Origin of the sequence: Streptomyces sp. CA-278952, assembly GCF_028747205.1 — a bacterium.
Lineage (GTDB): Bacteria > Actinomycetota > Actinomycetes > Streptomycetales > Streptomycetaceae > Streptomyces.
In genome coordinates this window covers 7,504,194-7,521,305 of sequence record NZ_CP112880.1, presented here as the reverse complement: position 1 = coordinate 7,521,305, position 17,112 = coordinate 7,504,194, and the positions used below count along the sequence as shown (strand labels likewise).

General features: G+C 72.3%; 17 protein-coding genes. 9 read left to right on the top strand and 8 right to left on the bottom strand.

The features are described 5' to 3' along the window. The first annotated feature begins 46 nt into the window (after positions 1 to 46). The 3 genes from N7925_RS32925 to N7925_RS32915 all read left to right on the top strand — a co-directional run bounded on the left by N7925_RS32925 (position 47) and on the right by N7925_RS32915 (position 2,009). Positions 47 to 628, top strand: coding sequence for a TetR/AcrR family transcriptional regulator (locus N7925_RS32925; RefSeq protein WP_265603172.1), 582 nt, complete (start codon positions 47 to 49; stop codon positions 626 to 628). 104 nt (positions 629 to 732) lie between these two features. After that, positions 733 to 1,833 carry a hypothetical protein gene (locus N7925_RS32920; protein ID WP_265603171.1) on the top strand — a complete coding sequence of 367 codons (1,101 nt, stop codon included), beginning with the start codon at positions 733 to 735 and terminating at the stop codon, positions 1,831 to 1,833. Between the two features lie 32 nt (positions 1,834 to 1,865). Then, complete coding sequence (locus tag N7925_RS32915) at positions 1,866 to 2,009, top strand: hypothetical protein (protein ID WP_265603170.1); 144 nt, start codon at positions 1,866 to 1,868, stop codon at positions 2,007 to 2,009. Here the strand turns inward: N7925_RS32915 and N7925_RS32910 are convergent. After that, positions 1,996 to 3,513, bottom strand: coding sequence for an aromatic amino acid ammonia-lyase (locus N7925_RS32910; RefSeq protein ID WP_274346034.1), 1,518 nt, complete (start codon positions 3,511 to 3,513; stop codon positions 1,996 to 1,998). The two genes, N7925_RS32915 and N7925_RS32910, sit on opposite strands and share 14 nt — an antisense overlap. A gap of 127 nt (positions 3,514 to 3,640) precedes the next feature. Between N7925_RS32910 and N7925_RS32905 the strand changes: the two genes are divergently transcribed. Genes N7925_RS32905 through N7925_RS32890 form a run of 4 tightly spaced genes read left to right on the top strand, consistent with a single transcriptional unit; the run spans position 3,641 to position 6,979 of the window. Continuing rightward, positions 3,641 to 4,708, top strand: coding sequence for an ABC transporter ATP-binding protein (locus N7925_RS32905; protein WP_274346033.1), 1,068 nt, complete (start codon positions 3,641 to 3,643; stop codon positions 4,706 to 4,708). Further along, complete coding sequence (locus tag N7925_RS32900) at positions 4,705 to 5,355, top strand: ABC transporter permease (RefSeq protein ID WP_274346032.1); 651 nt, start codon at positions 4,705 to 4,707, stop codon at positions 5,353 to 5,355. Before N7925_RS32905 ends, N7925_RS32900 begins: the two co-directional genes overlap by 4 nt. A 4-nt stretch (positions 5,356 to 5,359) precedes the next feature. Further along, positions 5,360 to 6,037 (top strand): ABC transporter permease, encoded by a 678-nt coding sequence (locus N7925_RS32895; RefSeq protein WP_265603166.1) that lies wholly within the window; start codon positions 5,360 to 5,362, stop codon positions 6,035 to 6,037. Between the two features lie 9 nt (positions 6,038 to 6,046). After that, the gene (locus N7925_RS32890; RefSeq protein ID WP_274346031.1) at positions 6,047 to 6,979 is read left to right on the top strand and encodes an ABC transporter substrate-binding protein; all 933 of its coding nucleotides are present in this window, start codon (positions 6,047 to 6,049) and stop codon (positions 6,977 to 6,979) included. A 161-nt stretch (positions 6,980 to 7,140) separates the two neighbouring features. Here the strand turns inward: N7925_RS32890 and N7925_RS32885 are convergent, their stop codons facing one another. From N7925_RS32885 to N7925_RS32870, 4 genes are all read right to left on the bottom strand, one after another. Further along, entirely contained in the window at positions 7,141 to 8,067 is a 927-nt protein-coding gene (locus tag N7925_RS32885; protein ID WP_274346030.1) for an AEC family transporter, read from the bottom strand. Positions 8,068 to 8,243: 176 nt separating this feature from the next. Then, positions 8,244 to 8,957 carry an N-acetylmannosamine-6-phosphate 2-epimerase gene (locus N7925_RS32880; RefSeq protein WP_274346029.1) on the bottom strand — a complete coding sequence of 238 codons (714 nt, stop codon included), beginning with the start codon at positions 8,955 to 8,957 and terminating at the stop codon, positions 8,244 to 8,246. Then, positions 8,954 to 9,910, bottom strand: a complete 957-nt coding sequence (locus N7925_RS32875; protein ID WP_274346028.1) for an ROK family protein — start codon at positions 9,908 to 9,910, stop codon at positions 8,954 to 8,956. Before N7925_RS32875 ends, N7925_RS32880 begins: the two co-directional genes overlap by 4 nt. Next, a complete protein-coding gene (locus N7925_RS32870) occupies positions 9,907 to 10,866 on the bottom strand; it encodes a dihydrodipicolinate synthase family protein (protein ID WP_274346027.1) in 960 nt (319 codons plus the stop codon). Before N7925_RS32870 ends, N7925_RS32875 begins: the two co-directional genes overlap by 4 nt. A gap of 172 nt (positions 10,867 to 11,038) precedes the next feature. Between N7925_RS32870 and N7925_RS32865 the strand changes: the two genes are divergently transcribed. Beyond that, entirely contained in the window at positions 11,039 to 11,728 is a 690-nt protein-coding gene (locus tag N7925_RS32865) for a FadR/GntR family transcriptional regulator (RefSeq protein ID WP_265603159.1), read from the top strand. Positions 11,729 to 11,773: 45 nt separating this feature from the next. Here N7925_RS32865 and N7925_RS32860 read toward each other — a convergent pair whose 3' ends face one another. The 3 genes from N7925_RS32860 to N7925_RS32850 form a co-directional block, all read right to left on the bottom strand. Next, entirely contained in the window at positions 11,774 to 13,213 is a 1,440-nt protein-coding gene (locus N7925_RS32860; RefSeq protein ID WP_274346026.1) for a sialidase family protein, read from the bottom strand. A 51-nt stretch (positions 13,214 to 13,264) separates the two neighbouring features. Beyond that, positions 13,265 to 14,263: an acetylxylan esterase gene (locus N7925_RS32855; protein ID WP_274346025.1), complete on the bottom strand. Its 999-nt coding sequence runs from the start codon at positions 14,261 to 14,263 to the stop codon at positions 13,265 to 13,267. A gap of 335 nt (positions 14,264 to 14,598) precedes the next feature. After that, positions 14,599 to 15,330, bottom strand: a complete 732-nt coding sequence (locus N7925_RS32850) for a FadR/GntR family transcriptional regulator (RefSeq protein WP_265603156.1) — start codon at positions 15,328 to 15,330, stop codon at positions 14,599 to 14,601. A 164-nt stretch (positions 15,331 to 15,494) separates the two neighbouring features. Here N7925_RS32850 and N7925_RS32845 point away from each other — a divergent pair, with 164 nt between their 5' ends. After that, on the top strand, positions 15,495 to 17,090 hold the full coding sequence (locus tag N7925_RS32845) for an ABC transporter substrate-binding protein (protein ID WP_274346024.1): 1,596 nt from the start codon (positions 15,495 to 15,497) through the stop codon (positions 17,088 to 17,090). The last annotated feature ends 22 nt before the right edge of the window (positions 17,091 to 17,112 follow it).

Below are 17,112 nucleotides of genomic sequence, written 5' to 3'. Positions count from 1 at the left end.
CGGTTAACAAGGACGGGTTTCGGCCACGAACCCGCGAGGAGGATCCGTGTCCCAGCCGAAGAAGGACGCCCCCCTGCGTCTCGACGCGCAGCGCAACCGCGAGCGCATCCTGCGCGTGGCCATGGTCGAGCTGACGCTGTGCGCGGACGCCCCGTTGAGCGCGATCGCCAAGAAGGCGGGTGTCGGGCAGGGCACGTTCTACCGGAACTTCCCGCACCGGGAGGCCCTCGTCCTGGAGGTCTACCGCTACGAGATGCAGCAGGTCGCCGATGCCGCGGACCAGTTGCTCCAGGCACTCCCGCCCGAACGGGCCCTTCGCGAGTGGATGGACCGTCTCGCCCGCTTCGCCCTGACCAAGGCCGGTCTGGCGGACGCGATCCGGCTGGTCACCAGCGCACCGGGCGGACCCGCCAAGCCCGGCCCCACCCCGGTCATGGAAGCGGCCGGGACCCTGCTCCGCGCCTGCGAGGGCGCCGGTGTCGTCCGCCCCGGGGTGACCCCGGACGACTTCTTCCTCGCCATCGCCGGTCTCTGGCAGATCGATCCCCACGAGGACTGGGAGCCGAGGGCCGGCCGGCTGCTGGATTTCGTCATGGACGGACTGCGCGTCGGGGCGCCCGGCCGGTGACCGGACCGCCCGCCGCCGGGTGTCGGCGGGCCGTGTGATGATGCCCCGGACAGCGCTCGGGCCTGGGAGGGGCCGAGTGCAACACACGCGACGGGAGCGGTGAGTTGAGCAAGGGTGGGGCATCCATACCGGACGAGGAGTGGGAGCGTTTCCTGAGGGAGGCCGAGGCCGGGGGCGGGGGAGCGCCCGAGGAGCCGTCGGCCCGGGCCCGGATGGTGGCGCAGCGGCTCCAGGAGGAGTCCGGCCCGCCGGAGGGGTGGCGGACGTACACGCCGGCCCGGCGGCGCAGGGGCAAGGGCTGGGCCGCGCTCGGTCTGGCGGCCGCCGTCGCCGTGGTGGTCGTGGCCGTCGGCCCCTGGGGGATCGGCAGCTGGTTCGACGGCGACGACGGTGCGAGCGCCGCGCCCCTGGCCGCGGAGTCGGAGCGTCCGACCGGTGCGCCCGCGCAGGAGGCCGCGGACCGGCCGCCCACCCTGAACGAGCCGTTCAGGGGATCTCCGGCCGCGCGGTGGAGCGACGGAACGGCGGGCATCCACCTTCCCGAACCACGGGCGACCGGCTGGATGAGCAGGGCGGAGGTCGCGGACGCGCTCGCGAAGACCCGGGACTTCCTCGCCGCGTCCAGCCTCGACCCCGCCGTGCTGCGCGGCGAGCGGCCGACCGAGGCCATCGCTCTGATCAACCCGCACCAGGCGGATGTGCGGGGCTTCCTCGGGAAGGCGCTCCGAGCGCCCGATCGCGAGAACGACCCGCTCCTGCTGTTCAGCCGCTTCCGGTCCTCCGAGGTGCGGCCGGCCGGGGACGTGGTCAAGACCCGCGGCCGGGTCACCTTCCGGGAGGGCGAGCGCGGTGCGGTGCAGGTCTCCACCGACGTCACCTACGTCTACCCGGTCGTGCGCGCCGAGGGGGACAGCGACGAGGTCGCACGCACCATCGTGCGCCGCGAGGTGGTGATGAGCTGGGACGACCCGGCGAAGATCGTGATCGAGCCGGGGACGTTCTCCCTCGTCTCCTACAAGGTGGACACCACCAACGGCGGTTGCGACACCCACACCGGCTATCTGACCCCCGCGTTCCTCGCCGAGCGCACCGACGCCGAAGCGCGCGACGGTGCCGAGGTCGACCCGTACGACCGGAGCACGTCGATGGCGGAGCGTATGCGGGAGGGTGACGAGGAGGGCTGCGGGACCGCCACCCGCTCCTGAGGAGGGACGGCACCGGCAAGGTCACCGTTCTCGTGAACGGCGAGGTCACCAAGACCCTCCGGGTGTCCGGCTCGCCGACACTCCACCGGCTCACCGACGACTGGGACCCGCGCACCGCACGCCTCGAACTCCGCGTGGACGAGGGCCTCCAGGCCTATGCCTTCACCTTCGGGTGAGCGCCCCTGGACCCAGCTCGGCGAACCGGTCGAGCAGCCCGGCCGCCGCGGCCACATCGTCGGTCAGCGGCCGGTCGGCCGGCTCCGCGTCGAGCACCGAGGCCGCGAGTTCGAGGGCCCGGCCGACCGGCAGCTCCGGGTCGAGGCGCAGCTCGCGCTGGCGCAACGCCCTGACGGCAGCGACGAGTTCACAGCCCACGACGAGCCGGAACGCCTGGCACGCCCGCAGGGTCTGCCGTGCCGCCAGCGAAGCGAAGCTCGCCTGCTCCTCGACTCCCCGTGAGAGCACCGCGTGGCCGAGCGAGGCGGGCGCGGAGAAGGCCCGCAGATCGCCGAGCGCAGCCCCGGCCGCGTATTCGAGGATCATCACGCCCGACGACGCCGGCTCGCCGTCCGTGAGGAACGGGCGCAGGCGGGTGAAGCCCGGCTCGTTCAGCGTCGAGAGCCGTGAGGTGGACAGCCGGGCCACCTGGGTCACCGCGAGCCTGAAGTGGTCCAGGGAGAGGGCGAGTTGGGCGAGGTAGAAGCCGCCGTGGTGGTAGGCGGCCATATCGTCGGCCGAGATCAGCGGGTTCTCGGCCGCCGCGTTGATCTCGACCGCGAGGACCTCGTCGAGCGCGTCCGCCGCATCGTGCGCGGGTCCATGGATCTGGGGCACGCAGCGGAAGCCGTACGGGTCCTGGATCCGGCCGAGCGGTGGTGTGGGGCGGTCGGGGGCGCCGAGCAGCAGCCGCATCCGCTCCGCGACCGCGTACGAGCCGGGGTGCCGCCGCGCCTCGTGCACGGGCAGCGCGTAGGCCTCGTAACTCCCGTCGATCGCCATCAGCGACAGGGCCGCCACCACCTGCGTGGCCGCGATCAGGGTGCGCAGCTCGTGCAGGGCGAGGGCGGACTGGCCGAGGGTGAGCGCGTTGCTGCTGATCAGGGCGAGGGCGTCGTTGTTGTCGAGGGGCTGCGGTGCGGGGGCGGTCCCGGCGCCCTGCCAGGGGTGTTCGCCCGCCAGCGCCAGGCCCAGCTGCGCGAGCGCGGCGATGTCGCCGGTGCCGACCGAGCCGAACTCGTTGACCTTCGGGTAGGCGCCCGTCTCCAGGGCCTCGCAGAGCGCGGTGACGACGGTCGGGCGAAGCCCGGCGCCGCCGGCGAGGAGCTGGTTGGCGCGGACGGCGAGCATGGCGCGGACCTGCCGCGCGGGGAGCTCCTCGCCGATCGCCCCGGCGTGGCTGCGCAGCAGGCGCAGTCCGTGTCCGGAAGCCGCCTCCGTGGGCACGGTCTCATTCCGGTTCGCCCCCACGCCGGTGGAACGACCGTAGACGCGGCCCCACGAAGCTATTTCCCGCGCGGCGTTCCAGGAGGCTTCCACGCGCTTCAGGCCCTCGGTCCCCGGAACGGGCCGGGCGGCGGATTCGGCCAATCGTACGACATCTGCGACCCTCATGCGGCGGCCGTCCAGGATGACGATCGCACCATTGCCGTCTACCGCCCTGCCCGAGATATGAGACGACATCCGTAGTAATTCCTCCTCTGTCGGGCGCTCCGTCTTGTCCTGCGGCCACTGGTGACCGGGGATTTACACCCGCACGGCGACGACCTATTGACAACCTATTCAGTCACCGAGAACTCTGCATGATGATATGCAGCCGGGCAAGGGACTCCTCATGATCCAATTCGACAAGGCCCACAAGCGCTTCCCGAACGGCACGACCGCAGTGCACGACCTCACGCTCGACCTGCCGGAAGGGGGCGTGACCGTCCTCGTCGGATCTTCCGGTTGCGGCAAGACGACCACGCTCCGCATGATCAACCGGATGGTCGAGCCGACCTCCGGAACGATCAGCGTGGGCGGCAAGGACGTCCTGGAGCAGGACGCCGCCGAGCTGCGCCGCTCCATCGGCTACGTCATCCAGCAGTCCGGACTCTTCCCGCACCGCACCGTCCTGGACAACATCGCGACCGTACCGCTGCTGCTCGGCTGGGGCCGCAGAAAGGCGCGGGCCCGGGCGGCGGAACTCCTGGAGACCGTCGGCCTCGCCGCCGATGCGGGGAAGCGCTACCCGCACCAGCTCTCCGGCGGCCAGCAGCAGCGCGTCGGCGTGGCGCGCGCACTCGCGGCGGACCCGCCGGTCCTCCTGATGGACGAGCCCTTCGGCGCCGTCGACCCGGTGGTCCGCACACAGCTCCAGGACGAACTGCTCCGACTTCAGCGCGATTTGAACAAGACGATCGTCTTCGTCACGCACGACATCGACGAGGCCGTACGGCTCGGGGACCGCATAGCCGTCTTCCGCACCGGCGGCCACCTCGTCCAGTGCGCCTCCCCCGCCGAGCTCCTGGCCCGCCCTGCGGACGCGTTCGTCGCGGACTTCCTCGGCGCGGAGCGCGGCCTGAAGCTGCTCTCCCTGACGACGCTCGAAGAGGTCGCCCAGGGCCCCGCCCCCGAAGGCGGCCGCTGGCAGCTCACCCTCGACGCGGCCCGCAAGCCGCTGGCCTGGCGCGACGAGGAGACGGACACGGAGACGCCGGTCCGGCCCCTGCGGGACGCCGACTCGCTCCTCTCCGCGCTCAACGAGTCGATCGCCGCGCCGAGCGGCCTGGTCGCCCGGGTCGACGCGGACGGCGTCCTCACCGGCGTGACGTCCCGCGAGGACATCCACGAGCGTGCGGGCCAGGTGCACGGCGCGGCGAGCACGGTGGCGGCGTGAGTGTCGACTGGTCGTGGATAGGCGACCACACCGACGATCTCACCGCCCTCACGCTCTCCCACCTCCAGGCCGCCCTGACCGCCGTGCTCCTCGGGCTGATCGTCTCGCTCCCCCTGGCCGTGGTGGCCCACCGGGTGCGCAGGCTGCGCGGGCTGCTCCTCGGGCTGTCGAACGTCCTGTTCACGATCCCGTCCATCGCCGTGTTCGTGCTGCTCCTGCCGGTCAGCGGGCTCACCCGCACCACCACCGTCGTCGGACTGACGATCTACACGCTCGTCGTGCTCCTGCGGAACACCGTCGAGGGCCTGGACTCCGTCCCCGCCCGGACGAAGGAAGCCGCGAAGGCGATGGGCTCCCGGCCGCTGCGCACCCTGCTCACCGTCGAACTGCCCCTCGCGCTCCCCGTGATCATGGCGGGTGTACGGATCGCGACGGTGATGGCGATCTCCCTCGTCTCCGTGGCCACGTACATCGGCGACGGCGGGCTCGGGCAGCTCTTCACCGACGGGTTCCAGCGCAACTTCCCCACCCCCGTCATCGTCGGCGTCGTCCTGACCCTGCTCCTCGCACTCGTCGCGGACGCCCTGCTCGTCACCCTCCAGTACGTCCTGACGCCGTGGACCCGCCGGCAGAAGCAGGAGGCCTGACCTCATGTACGAACTCCTCAAGGGCCTCGGCGACTGGCTGGTCGGCGCCGAGCAGTGGACCGGCTCCGACGGCATCGGGCACCGCCTCGCCGAGCACCTCCAGTACTCGCTGCTCGCCACGCTCGTCGCCGCCGCCATCGCCCTGCCGATCGGTTTGCTCATTGGCCACACCGGGCGCGGCGCGTTCATCGCCATCAATCTGTCCAGTTTCGGGCGGGCGCTGCCCACGGTCGGTCTCGTGGTCCTCGTCTTCCTCGCCAGCGGCCTGTCGATGTGGCCGGTCTACATCGCCCTCGTGGCGCTCGCGGTGCCGTCCATCGTCACCAACACCTACGCCGGGATGACGGCGGTCGACCCGGAGGTGCGGGACGCGGCGCGCGGCCAGGGAATGCGCTGGTACCAGGTTCTCCTCCAGGTCGAACTGCCCCTCGCGCTGCCCCTGATCATGACCGGGCTCCGGCTCGCGCTCATCCAGGTCGTCGCGACGGCGACCATCGCCGCGTACGTCTCCTTCGGCGGGCTCGGCCGGTACGTCTTCGACGGGCTCGCCCAGCGCGACCTCGTGCAGGTGCTCGGCGGCGCCGTGCTCGTGGCGCTCGTCGCCGTCGTCCTCGATCTCGCGCTCTCCGCCCTCCAACGCGTCCTTTTCCGCCACCGCCCCGCCCCGCGGACCCAGGCCTAGGAGCCCCCCATGAACCGCAGAAACCTCCTCGGCGGACTCCTCGCCGCCGCCACCGTCCCCGCGCTCGCCTCGTGCGGCGGCGGCATCACCTCCCTCGACGGGGAGGGGGCCGGCGGCGGGGGCGGGGGCTCCAGCGAGGGCGGCGTCACCATCGGCACCGCCAACTTCACCGAGAACCAGGTCCTCGGGTACCTCTACGCCGCGACGCTCGAAGCCTCCGGGGTGAAGACGAAGGTCCGCCCCAACCTGGGCACCCGCGAGATCCTCATCCCCGCGCTGAAGGGCGGGGACATCGATCTGCTGCCCGAGTACCAGGGCGCGCTGCTGCACTACCTCGACGCCGAGGCCACGGCCACCGAGGAGGGCACGATGCAGAACGCCCTGGCGATGCTCCTGCCGCGCGGCCTCCAGATCCTCCCGTACGGCGAGGCGGAGAACGCCGACGCCTTCGCGGTGACCAAGGAGACCGCCGAGGAGTACGGTCTGAAGTCCCTGGCCGACCTCGCGCGGCACAACGGCAAGCTCGTCATCGGCGCGGCCCCCGAGGTCAAGAAGCGCACGGTGGGCTCGGTGGGCCTCAAGGACGTGTACGGCGTGGAGTTCAAGGAGTTCAAGTCCCTCGACTCCTCGGGCCCGTTGGTCAAGGGAGCCCTCAAGAAGGGCGACGTGGACGTGGCGAACCTCTTCACCACCGACACCGACATCGCCGCCGAGGGCTGGGTCGTCCTCACCGACCCCAAGAACCTGATCCCCGGCCAGCACGTCGTTCCGCTCATCGCCGACCGCAAGGCCGACTCGACGGTCCGCAAGGCGCTCGCCCGCCTCGGGGCCGTACTGACGACCAAGGACCTCACCGAGCTCAACCGCCTGGTGGACAAGGACCGGCAGGACCCCGAGGACGTCGCGAACGACTGGGCGGCGGAGCACGGCATCACGAAGTAGCCGCGACCGGCGGGGCCGGGACGCTCCCGGCGACGGCCCCGGGCGCGGCGAGACCGGCCAGCCCGGCGGCGTTCCGGAGCAGGAACGCCGCCGTCACGGGGCGGGGCCCCCGGGTTCTCATCCGGGAGTGGTCTGCGCCACACCCGGTACCGGGTCGGGGGCTACGGCCCGAGCAGCGCGGCGACGGCGATCAGCACCGGGACCGAGAGCAGGGTGGACAGCAGGATCGACTCCCTGGCGAACCGCTCGGCGACCCCGTAGTGCGAGGCGTACGTGAAGAGGTTCTGGGCGGCCGGCAGAGCCGCGATCACGACGACGGCCAGCAGGGCCTCGCCCCGCAGCCCGAACAGCCCGGCGCCGACGGCCCAGGCGACGACCGGCTGGGCGACCGTCTTCAGGAGGGCGGACAGGTACAGCGCGACCCGGTCCTCCCCCCGGCCCGGACGCTCGCCGCCGTACAGGGATATCCCGAAGGCGAGGAGGACCGCGGGGACCGACATGTTGCCGATGAGGACGAGCGGCTCCAGCAGGGGTCCGGGCAGGGTCAGGCCGGACGCGGCCACGGCGACACCGGCCAGCGATCCGATCGCCATCGGGTTGCGCAGCGGGGTGGTCAGCCGCCGGAGGACCGAGACCGGTTCTCCGGGGCGGCCGAGGTCGAGGACGGTCAGGGCCAGCGGGGTCACCACGATCTGCTGGAGGAGCAGCACCGGGGCGACGAGCGAGGCGTCCCCGAGGACGTAGACGGCGATGGGGATGCCCAGATTCCCGGCGTTGACGTAACTGGAGCACAGGGCGCCGATGGTGACCCGTCCGGCGTCCCAGCGCAGGAAGAGCCCGGCCACCACGACGAAGACTCCGGCCGCGGCGGCCGTGGCCGTCGCCGTGACCAGGAGGCGTGTCGACAGGACGACGGACAGGTCCGCGCCCGCGAGCATGGTGAAGAGCAGGGCCGGGGTCGCCACGTTGAAGGCCAGCCGGGTCAGCACGGTGCGGCCGTCCTGTCCCAGATATCCGCGGCGGCCTATGACGTACCCGACGGCGATGACGGTGGCGATCACCGTGAAGCCGGTGAGGACTCCCTGCATGTCTTCCTTGCGGGTGGATCAGGTGCGGTGGGCGCCGGACGGACGGAACACCTGGTCAGGTTTCGGTGGGCGGCCGACGGACGGAACACCTGGTCAGGTGCCGGACAGCGTCTCAGACCGGTGGTCGCGCCCCCGAGGCGGGGTGGGGCGCGACCGGTGGGCAGCCGCCTGCCGGTTCAGCCCCGAGCGGTTTCGCCCGCGCCGCCGCCCGGTTCGGATGCCAGTGCGGCGGCGAAGCGGGCGGTCAGGGCGGTGGGTGCGGTGATGGCGGTGCCGACCACGACGCTGTGGGCCCCCAGGGCGAGCGCCTCGGCGGCCTCCTCGGGGGTGTTGACGCGCCCTTCGGCGACGACGGGTACGGAGACCGCGGCCGACAGGGACGCCACGAGGTCCAGATCCGGCCCGGTCTGCTTCGAGGTCCCCGGCACGTAGCCGGACAGGGTGGTGGAGACGAAATCCGCGCCCTGTCCGGCGGCGGCGATCCCCTCCGCGAGGGTGGCGACGTCGGCCATGACGAGGGCCCCCGCCGCGTGGACGGCGGCGACGAGCTCGGCGAAGGTGGAACCGTCCGGACGCGGCCGGTCGGTGGCGTCGGCGGCGACCACGGCGGCGCCCGACGCGGCGACGGCCAGGGCGTGCCGGACGGTCGGGGTGATGTACACCCCGGTGTCTCCGTCCTTCCACAGGCCGATGACCGGCAGGTCCACCGCCGCCACGATCGCGGCGACGACCTCCGGTTCGTTGGCGCGGATCGCGGCGCCGCCGCCGGCGGCCGCCGCGAGCGCGAGGCGGACGAGGGTGGCGGTCTCCCGCATCGGGTCCCCGGGGGGCGCCTGGCAGGAGACGATCAGACGGCCCCGGAGTGCGGTGGCCAGATCCTGTGCGTTCATCGGTGAGCTCCCGGACGGTGGAGGGGAAGGGTGGCGGTCAGGGCCGCCGCGCCCCGTACGGCGGCGTCCGCGCCGTGGAGCGGGGGTTCGGGGAGGAGTCCCCGCAGGGGCGGCATCAGTTCGGCGGCGAAGGCCGTGGCCAGCGCGGAGCGGTACAGCGCGCCGATACGGGGGACCCCGCCGCCGACGACGACCCGGTCGGGGCCGAGGGCGTTGGCCAGGCCGCCGAGGACCCGGCCGGCCGCCGTCGCACCGGTGGTGATGGCCCGTACGGCAGCCTGCTCGCCTGCGGCGGCCCGGGCGGCGACCGTTTCGAGCCGGTCGGGCCGGGTGCCGGTGAGCCGTGCGTAGTGGGCGGCGATGCCCGGGCCGGAGGCGATGACCTCCAGGTGTCCGGTGGCGCCGCAGGTGCAGGGCAGTCCGGCCGCCTCGGCGCTGGGCAGATGGCCGAGGTGGCCGGCGATTCCGGCGGCGCCGTGCAGCATCCGCCCGTCGACGGCGAGGGCGCCGCCCACCCCCGTGCCGACGGCCGCGTACAGCAGCGAACCGTGGCTGCCGGCCAGGGCGGCGAGTTCGGGTCCCGCTGTGGCGCGCACGTCGTTGTCGCAGGCCACCGGCAGGCCCGTACGGTTCGCGAGGCCGGTGCCGAGGGCGGTGCCGGCCCAGCCCCGGATGGAGTCGGTGGCGCTGGTGACCATGCCGCTGCGGGGGTCGACGACCCCGGCGGCGGCGATGCCGACCAGGGAGGCCAGGCCGTCGGGGTCGACCTCGGCCGCCGCAGCGGCGAGCGCGTCGAGCACGGCGGCGGCGCCGTCCCGGGCGGGGGTGGCCCGGGTGTGCCGGGCCAGCGCCTCGCCGTCGGGGGCGAAGAGGGCCGCCGCGATCTTCGTGCCCCCGAGGTCGAGGCCGATGACCACAACTCCGGTCGTCGGCCCGGTCGTCAGCCCGTTCATCGGACCGGCGGCAGACCGGCGCCGCGCAGCCGCTCCGCGACGGATGCGACGGCCGCGGCGGACAGCGGGATCTGCGGGAAGGCGGTGGCGCCTCGGTCGATGACGCCGAGCAGCCGCAGCGCCTCCTTGAAGGCTCCGAGCGCCGACGAGCTGCGGCCCATCTCCTGCTCGGGGCCGACGTCGACCATGGCGAACAGCTCGACGAGCCGCTCCTGTTCGCGGGCGGCGAGCGCCCAGTCCCCCGCTCGCGCGGCGTCGTACAGCCGTACGTAGCCGGCCGGATCGACGTTGCCGAGCCCGGGGACGACGCCGTCGGCTCCGGCCAGCAGGGCCGCGTCCACGGTGAGTTCGGATCCGGTCAGCACGCTGAAGTGCGGCGCGGGGCCCCGTGCCCGGCCCTCGCGTCCGCCGAGCGCGACGACGAGTCCGCGCAGACCGCCCTCGTCGCCGCTGCTGTCCTTGAGGCCGGCCAGAGTGCCGTCCCCGGCCAGTTCGCGGACCAGGGCGGCGGAGAGCTTGCAGTGCACGGCGACCGGGATGTCGTAGGCGAACAGCGGCAGGTCGACGCCCGCGCGCAGCCCCCGGAAGTGCCGCGCGATCTCGGTGGGGTGGGTGCGGGTGTAGAAGGGCGCCGTCGCGACGAGGGCGTCGGCGCCCAGTTCCGCGGCGGTCCTGGCGTGGGCGAGCACCCGGGGGGTCGTGGTGTCGATGACCCCGGCCAGTACGGGGACCCGTCCGGCGGCGGCGGTGACGACGGTCCTCAGGGCGGTGGCGCGCTGGGCGTCGGTCAGGTAGGCGACCTCGCTGGTCGAACCGAGGGCGAAGAGGCCGTGTACGCCGCCGTCGACGAGGTGACCGACGAGCCGGGTGAGGGAGGCCGTGTCGACCTCGCCCCGGTCGTCGAGCGGAGTGCAGACCGGCGGTACGACGCCGCGCAGCGGTGCGGTCAGGGACATGGTGGAAGAGCTCCAGCTCGCTCGGAACGCCGGTCTTTCGCCGTTCGCCCGAAGGTGAGGACGAGACCAGGACATGAGACGTAAGATGTCTTACGTCCGGCTTAGCTTAAGCCGATGCCCCGGCGGCCGGTCAAGAGGTCGCGGCGGCCGACGACACCTCAGGAGGACGGTTGTGGCCCGCCCCACCATGGCGCAGGACATCGAACGGAGGATCAGGGAACTCATCCTCGCCCGGGCGCTCGGCCCGGGAGATCCGCTGCCCACCGAGCCCGAGTTGATGGAGCTGTTCGCCGCCGGGCGGGTCTCGGTGCGCGAGGCGCTCAAGGCGCTGCAGGCCATGAACGTCGTGGAGATCCGACGGGGCTTCGGCACCTTCGTCGGCTCGCTCTCGCTGACACCCTTCGCCGAGGGCCTGGCCTTCCGGGCGGTCGTGCGGCACGGCCGGGGCGAGCCGGGGCTGCTGGAGTTGATGAAGGTGCGCGAGGCGTTGGAGACCGGGCTGGTCGGCGCCGTCAGCGCGGGCATTCCCGCCGAGGACCTGGCGGTGCTGCGGAGGCTGGTCGCCACGATGGAGGCCGAGGCCGCCCGGGACGGCCGGGTCGCCCGGGCGACCGACCGCGCCTTCCATCTGGCGCTCTACGCCTCGCTCGACAACCACCTGCTCAGCGAGGTGCTGGACGCGTTCTGGGCGGCGATGGACGGGGTGCGCGCCAGCACGGACGACGGCCACCAGGACCCCGGCGTCACGTGCGCCCAGCACCACGCGATCGTCGCGGCGGTGGCGGCGGGCGACGGGGCCCGGGCGGCGTCGGCGATGCGCGCCCACTTCGACGGCATCCGCTCCCGTCTGGAGCGGCCCTGAGGGCTGCCCGCACTTTCCGGCGGACAGCCCTCAGGCCCGGGGCGGTTACGGGGTCACGGTCACCGACCGGGTTCCGGACGCCTGCTTGCCGTCGGCCCTGTAGGTGGCCGTCAGTCCGGCGGTGCCGGACGCGCCCGCCGGGATCGTGACCGGGACCTTGATGTTCGCCCCCTCCCCGGGCCTGAGCGCCGGGAACGCCACCTGGCGGGTCGTCCAGCCGCCGGGCACGGTCAGGTCGAGCGTGCCCGCGTTGCGGGTGACGTCCATCCGGTTGACCACCCGCACGGTCACCTCGGTGGCCGTCCCCGCCTTCAGCGTGGCCGGGGGCGTGATGGTGATGTCCGCGCAGGTGCCGCCGAGCCACTTCAGGTCGAACGAGGAGTAGGTGATGTGCCGGTAGTCGGCGCGCTCGTAGAGCAGTCCGAGCCGGCCGTCCGGCAGCCGGGTCAGCGTCGAGTAGGCGGCGCTGTCGGGGTTGACGACCTTCTTGATCGGCCAGGTCTTCCCGTTGTCGCAGGACATCTTCACGGTGAGGTTCTTCCGCGAGGTGCTGTCCGTGTTGCTGAACAGCAGCCACGACGCCTGGGGATGGGAGGCCGGCACGTCCGGTGCGTACCGGATGATCGAGCCGTTGTTCGCCGGGTCGCGCAGGTTGGTGTCCTGGGTGAACGGCGTGTAGGTGACACCGCCGTCGCTGGAGTACGCGACGGTCCGGTAGGGCGCGGAGCGGTTGTTGAGCATGATCCGGCCGTCGCTGAGCTCGACGGTCTTGTTCTCGTCGCCGCCCGGGCCGACCGGGGTGCCCATCTCCCAGGTAGCGCCGTGGTCGTCGCTGTAGGCGCTGACGGCGTAGTTGGCGCCGTTGTTCCGGATGGCGTACTGCTGGATCAGCCGGCCCTTGTACGCGCCGTGGCGCACCTGGATGCCTTCGCCGGAGGCCGCGAACATACCGGCCCAGGCGGGGTTCTTGATCTGCTGGGTGATGCGGCGGTGGGTCCAGGTGACGCCGTCGTCGTCCGAGTAGCTGTAGTCGGCCTGGAGGATGTCCGGGTCGCTCTCGTCGTTGCCGGTGGCCGAGCCGAAGAAGCCCTGGTTGACGGAGCCCGCGTAGAAGACGAAGATCCGGCCGGTCGTGCGGTGCACGAGGAGGCTGGGGTCGCCGAAGCCCTTGGGGGCCGCCTCCTTGCGGACGACCTGCTGGCCCCCCCAGGTGGTGCCGCCGTCGGTGCTGCGGCGTACGACGACGCCGAGATTGCCGGGGAGGTCGCCGAGCGTGGGGCGGGTGTCGTAGGCGGCGATCACCGTGCCCTTGACGGAGGTGGTGAGCGCGGGGATGCGGTAGTGGGGGGATCCGACGCCCTGGGTCGCTATGTCCTTCGAGGTCAGTTCGCCGGGGGCGGCGGCCGGTGCGCCGTGGGCGGTGCCGGCGGTGGTGGCCACCAGGAGGGCGGCGGACAGCATGGCGACGGTGACTCTGCGCTGCATGGACGATCTCTCTTCTCGTGAGGGGAGACGTGCGGACCAAGCGGTCGGAGTTCAGGAGCTTTCGGCCGGGAGGCCGGCGAACAGGGCGCGCACCCAGGCCAGTTGTTCGGCCCGGTGGTGTTCGGCGCCGCCCTCGTGCCCGTTGAACTCGTAGACGCGCACCTCCTTGGGGCCCGTGTACCGGTTGTAGGCCGTGAAGCAGGTGGAGGGCGGACAGATGTCGTCCGCCATCGCGATGGAGAACAGCGCCGGGGCGGTGGCCCGGGTGGCGTGGTGGGCCCCGTCGAAGTACGCCAGGGTGCGGAACACCGGCTCGACGCGGTCGCGGTGGAGCCGGAGGTAGGCGGCGATCTCGGTGTACGGGGGTGTCGCGGCGATCCGTGCGGCCCGGGGGATGTTGCACAGGAACGGCACGTCCGGCATCACTCCGGCGAGCCCCGGCACGAGCCCGGCCACGGCCAGCGCGATGCCTCCGCCCTGGCTGACCCCGGTCACCACGATGCGGGCGGGGTCGACCTCGGGGTGCTCGCGCATCGCCTGCACGCAGCGGACCGCGTCGGTGAACACCCGCCGGTAGTAGTGCGTTCCGGGGCTCTCGACGCCCCGCGTCAGGAAGCCCGGCACGGCGCCGGCCGATCCCGGGTCCGTGTCGGGGGTCGAGCCGGTCGCCGAGGACCAGCCCTGGCCGCGGGTGTCCATGACCAGGTGCGCGTATCCGGCGCAGGCCCACATGAGCTGCTCGTGGGCCAGGCCCCGGCCGCGCCCGTACCCGAGGAACTCCACGACGCAGCCGAGCGGCCCGGTGGCACCGGCCGGCATCCGCAGCCACCCCCGTACGGGACGGCCGTCGTAGCCCGGGACGCTCACGTCGTAACAGCGGACCTGGACCAGGCCGCTGTCGACCTCGTCGAACCGGGGTCGCCGGTCCGGTGCGCCGCCGGGGCCCTTCTCGTCCAGGGTGTCGGACCAGAAGGCGTCGAACCCGTCGGGAAGCGGCAGTTCGGGCCGGTAGGCGCGGCATTCCGCGAGCGTGAGATCGGCCGACGGCATGGCGGTGCCCTCCTGGAGGGGACGAGGAAAGCGACAGGACAGAAGACGTCAGATGTCCTGATGGCAAACCAGACCGTAGGGAGCCGTGGGGCCGCCCGTCAAGAGCCGGGCCGCCCCACGCCCTCGCCTAGGCCCTGTCGTCAAACTCCCATCTGCCCCGCGGCGCCATGCACGCACTCTCGCCGCACCGGGCCCACGCCCGAGTACGTCCAGTACGCGGACGTGCGCCCGGCACACCGAGAGCACGCACCTGACCCCGCAGGGCCGCCCTCCGGGCGACGACGGGAGTTTGACGACAGGACCTAGAGGGCCGGGCAGGAGGGCGGCGGCCGCGATCAGCCCTCGCCCCCACCTCGCGCCCTGGCCTCGGCGATCCGGCGTCTGACCGGGGCGTAGTGCTCGCCGAGGGCCTTCAGGAACGCGGTGACGTCGCCCGCGCGGGCCGCGTCCACGATGTTCTGGTGGGCGGCGACGGTCTCCGCCTCGTCGGCGTGCGTGAACCCCTGCAGATGCGGCGCGACGATCGTGTAGACGTCCCAGAAGGCCATCGAGAGCTGACCGATCAGGTCGTTGCCGAGCGGCGCCACGAGCAGCGCGTGGAAGGCCCGGTCCGCCGCGACGAAGCCGTGCCCGTCGCCCACACCGGTCTCGCGCATGGTCGCCACCAGGCCGTCCAGCCGGTCCAGCTCCCCGGCGTCCAGCGAGGAGATGATCCGGTCGGCCATGCCCCGCTCGAAGAGCTCGCGCACGTCGACGAGGTCGGCCATCACCTGGAAGTCGTCGTCGGGCGAGAGCAGGCCCCGGAAGGTGAGGCTCTCCACCAGCGCCGACAGGCTCAGCCGTCCGACGTACGTCCCGTGGCCGTGACGGACCTCGACGATGTCGAGGGCGGCGAGGATCTTGACGGCCTCCCGGACGCTGGAGCGGCTGGCGCCGAGCGCCTCGCACAGGGCCGGTTCCGTCGGCAACGGGTCCCCCGGGCGCAGCCGTTCGTCGAGGATGTACCGCTTGATGCCCTCGACGACCTCCTGCCGCAGCAGGGTGCGACCGGGTCTCGCGCCGGACATAGGTGAACTCCCCACCTCTTGACCCCTCTCGATTGTCAAGCTACGTTCCCACGCTATCAAGGCATCAGACATCTGACGTCTGATGCTCCCGCCGCACAGGCGTCCCGATAGCCTTCGAAAATCCGTTCTCCACCCATTCCTCACCAACGTCCCTTGGAGGACCCGTGCCCGAGCTGAGGCCAGCCGGCGTCGAGCGCCGCACCTTTCTGCGTTACACCAGTGCCCTCGGCGCGGCAGCCGCCATCACGGCAGGCCTCTCGGCTTGCGGCGGGCCCTCCTCGACCGCCGACGGAGCGGCCGCGAAGGGCGACGGCAACGGCACCATCGAGGCGGGTCTGTCGTACCCCCTCTCGACCGGATTCGATCCGATGATCACGTCGGGCGCCACCCCGTACGCCGCCAATATGCACATCTTCGAGGGACTCGTGGATCTCGATCCCGCAACACTCGTGGCGCGCCCCGCGCTCGCCACCGAGATGCCGAAGAAGATCAACGCCACCACCTACCGCGCCACCCTGCGCGACGGCGCGACCTTCCACGACGGCTCACCGGTCACCGCCGAGGACGTCGTGTTCAGCTTCGAACGCATCCTGGACGAGAAGAACGCGTCGCTGATGGCGCAGTTCGTGCCGTTCGTCGACACGGTCACGGCGGTCGACGCGAAGACGGTCGAGTTCAAGCTCCGTTACGCCTTCGCGCTCTTCCCCTCCCGGATAGCCGTGGCACGGATCGTGCCCAAGAAGGTCGTCGAGGCGGACGTCAAGGGCTTCGACGCCAAGCCCGTCGGCTCGGGGCCGTACCGGTTCGTCGAGGCGACCCGCGAGGACAAGATCGTCTTCGAGAAGTACGCGAAGTACAACGGCCCGCACCCGGCCAAGGCCCAGAAGATGGTCTGGCGCCTGATGTCGGACCAGTCGGCCCGCGTCAGCGCCATGGAGTCCGGTCGCGTCCAGGCGATCGAGGACGTCCCGTACATCGACGTCCAACGGCTCTCCGCCACCACGAAGACCGAGTCCGTGCAGTCCTTCGGCCTTCTCTTCCTGATGTTCAACACGGCCGACAAGCGCTTCGCCGACAAGCGGGTGCGCCAGGCCCTGCACTACGCCCTGGACACCGAGAAGATCATCAAGACCGCGATGGTCGGCAACGCGACGGCCGCCACCGGCTATGTCCCCACCACCCACCCCGACTACCACCAGGCCGCCACCGCCTACACCCACGACGTGGCGAAGGCGAAGAAGCTGCTGGCCGACGCGGGCGTGGGCGAGCTGAAGTTCACCGTGCTGACCACGGACACCGGCTGGGTCAAGGACATCGCCCCGCTGCTCAAGGAGAGCTGGGCGGCGGCCGGCATCGAGGCCACCTTGAACATCGCCCAGTCCGCCGCCCAGTACGCCAAGGTCGACGGCGGGGACTTTGACGTCATGGTGGCCCCGGGCGACCCCTCGGTCTTCGGCAACGACGTCGACCTCCTGATGCGCTGGTTCTACTACGGCTTCTGGCCGGAGAAGCGCTACGGCTGGTCCGGCTCCCCCGCGTACAAGAACGTCAAGCAGCTCCTCGACAAGGCCGCCCAGGCCGCCGACGAGGCGACGCGGAGGCAGCTGTGGGGCGAGATCACCGACCTGGTCGCCGATGAGGCCGCGCTCTACCCGATCCTGCACCGCAAGCTGCCCACGGCCTGGAACGACAAGGCCCTGCCCGGCTTCAAGCCCCTGCCCACCACGGGCCTGTCCTTCGTGGGCGTCGGCCGCGCCTGACGTCCGCCCGGTCCGGGCCGCC

What these genes read in the sequence shown, in the direction of transcription:
- N7925_RS32910 (WP_274346034.1), bottom strand. Translation starts at nt 3,513, where the DNA reads ATGTCGTCTCATATCTCGGGCAGGGCGGTAGACGGCAATGGTGCGATC.
- N7925_RS32905 (WP_274346033.1), top strand. Translation starts at nt 3,641, where the DNA reads ATGCAGCCGGGCAAGGGACTCCTCATGATCCAATTCGACAAGGCCCAC.
- N7925_RS32895 (WP_265603166.1), top strand. Translation starts at nt 5,360, where the DNA reads ATGTACGAACTCCTCAAGGGCCTCGGCGACTGGCTGGTCGGCGCCGAG.
- N7925_RS32890 (WP_274346031.1), top strand. Translation starts at nt 6,047, where the DNA reads ATGAACCGCAGAAACCTCCTCGGCGGACTCCTCGCCGCCGCCACCGTC.
- N7925_RS32885 (WP_274346030.1), bottom strand. Translation starts at nt 8,067, where the DNA reads ATGCAGGGAGTCCTCACCGGCTTCACGGTGATCGCCACCGTCATCGCC.
- N7925_RS32880 (WP_274346029.1), bottom strand. Translation starts at nt 8,957, where the DNA reads ATGAACGCACAGGATCTGGCCACCGCACTCCGGGGCCGTCTGATCGTC.
- N7925_RS32875 (WP_274346028.1), bottom strand. Translation starts at nt 9,910, where the DNA reads ATGAACGGGCTGACGACCGGGCCGACGACCGGAGTTGTGGTCATCGGC.
- N7925_RS32870 (WP_274346027.1), bottom strand. Translation starts at nt 10,866, where the DNA reads ATGTCCCTGACCGCACCGCTGCGCGGCGTCGTACCGCCGGTCTGCACT.
- N7925_RS32860 (WP_274346026.1), bottom strand. Translation starts at nt 13,213, where the DNA reads ATGCAGCGCAGAGTCACCGTCGCCATGCTGTCCGCCGCCCTCCTGGTG.
- N7925_RS32855 (WP_274346025.1), bottom strand. Translation starts at nt 14,263, where the DNA reads ATGCCGTCGGCCGATCTCACGCTCGCGGAATGCCGCGCCTACCGGCCC.
- N7925_RS32850 (WP_265603156.1), bottom strand. Translation starts at nt 15,330, where the DNA reads ATGTCCGGCGCGAGACCCGGTCGCACCCTGCTGCGGCAGGAGGTCGTC.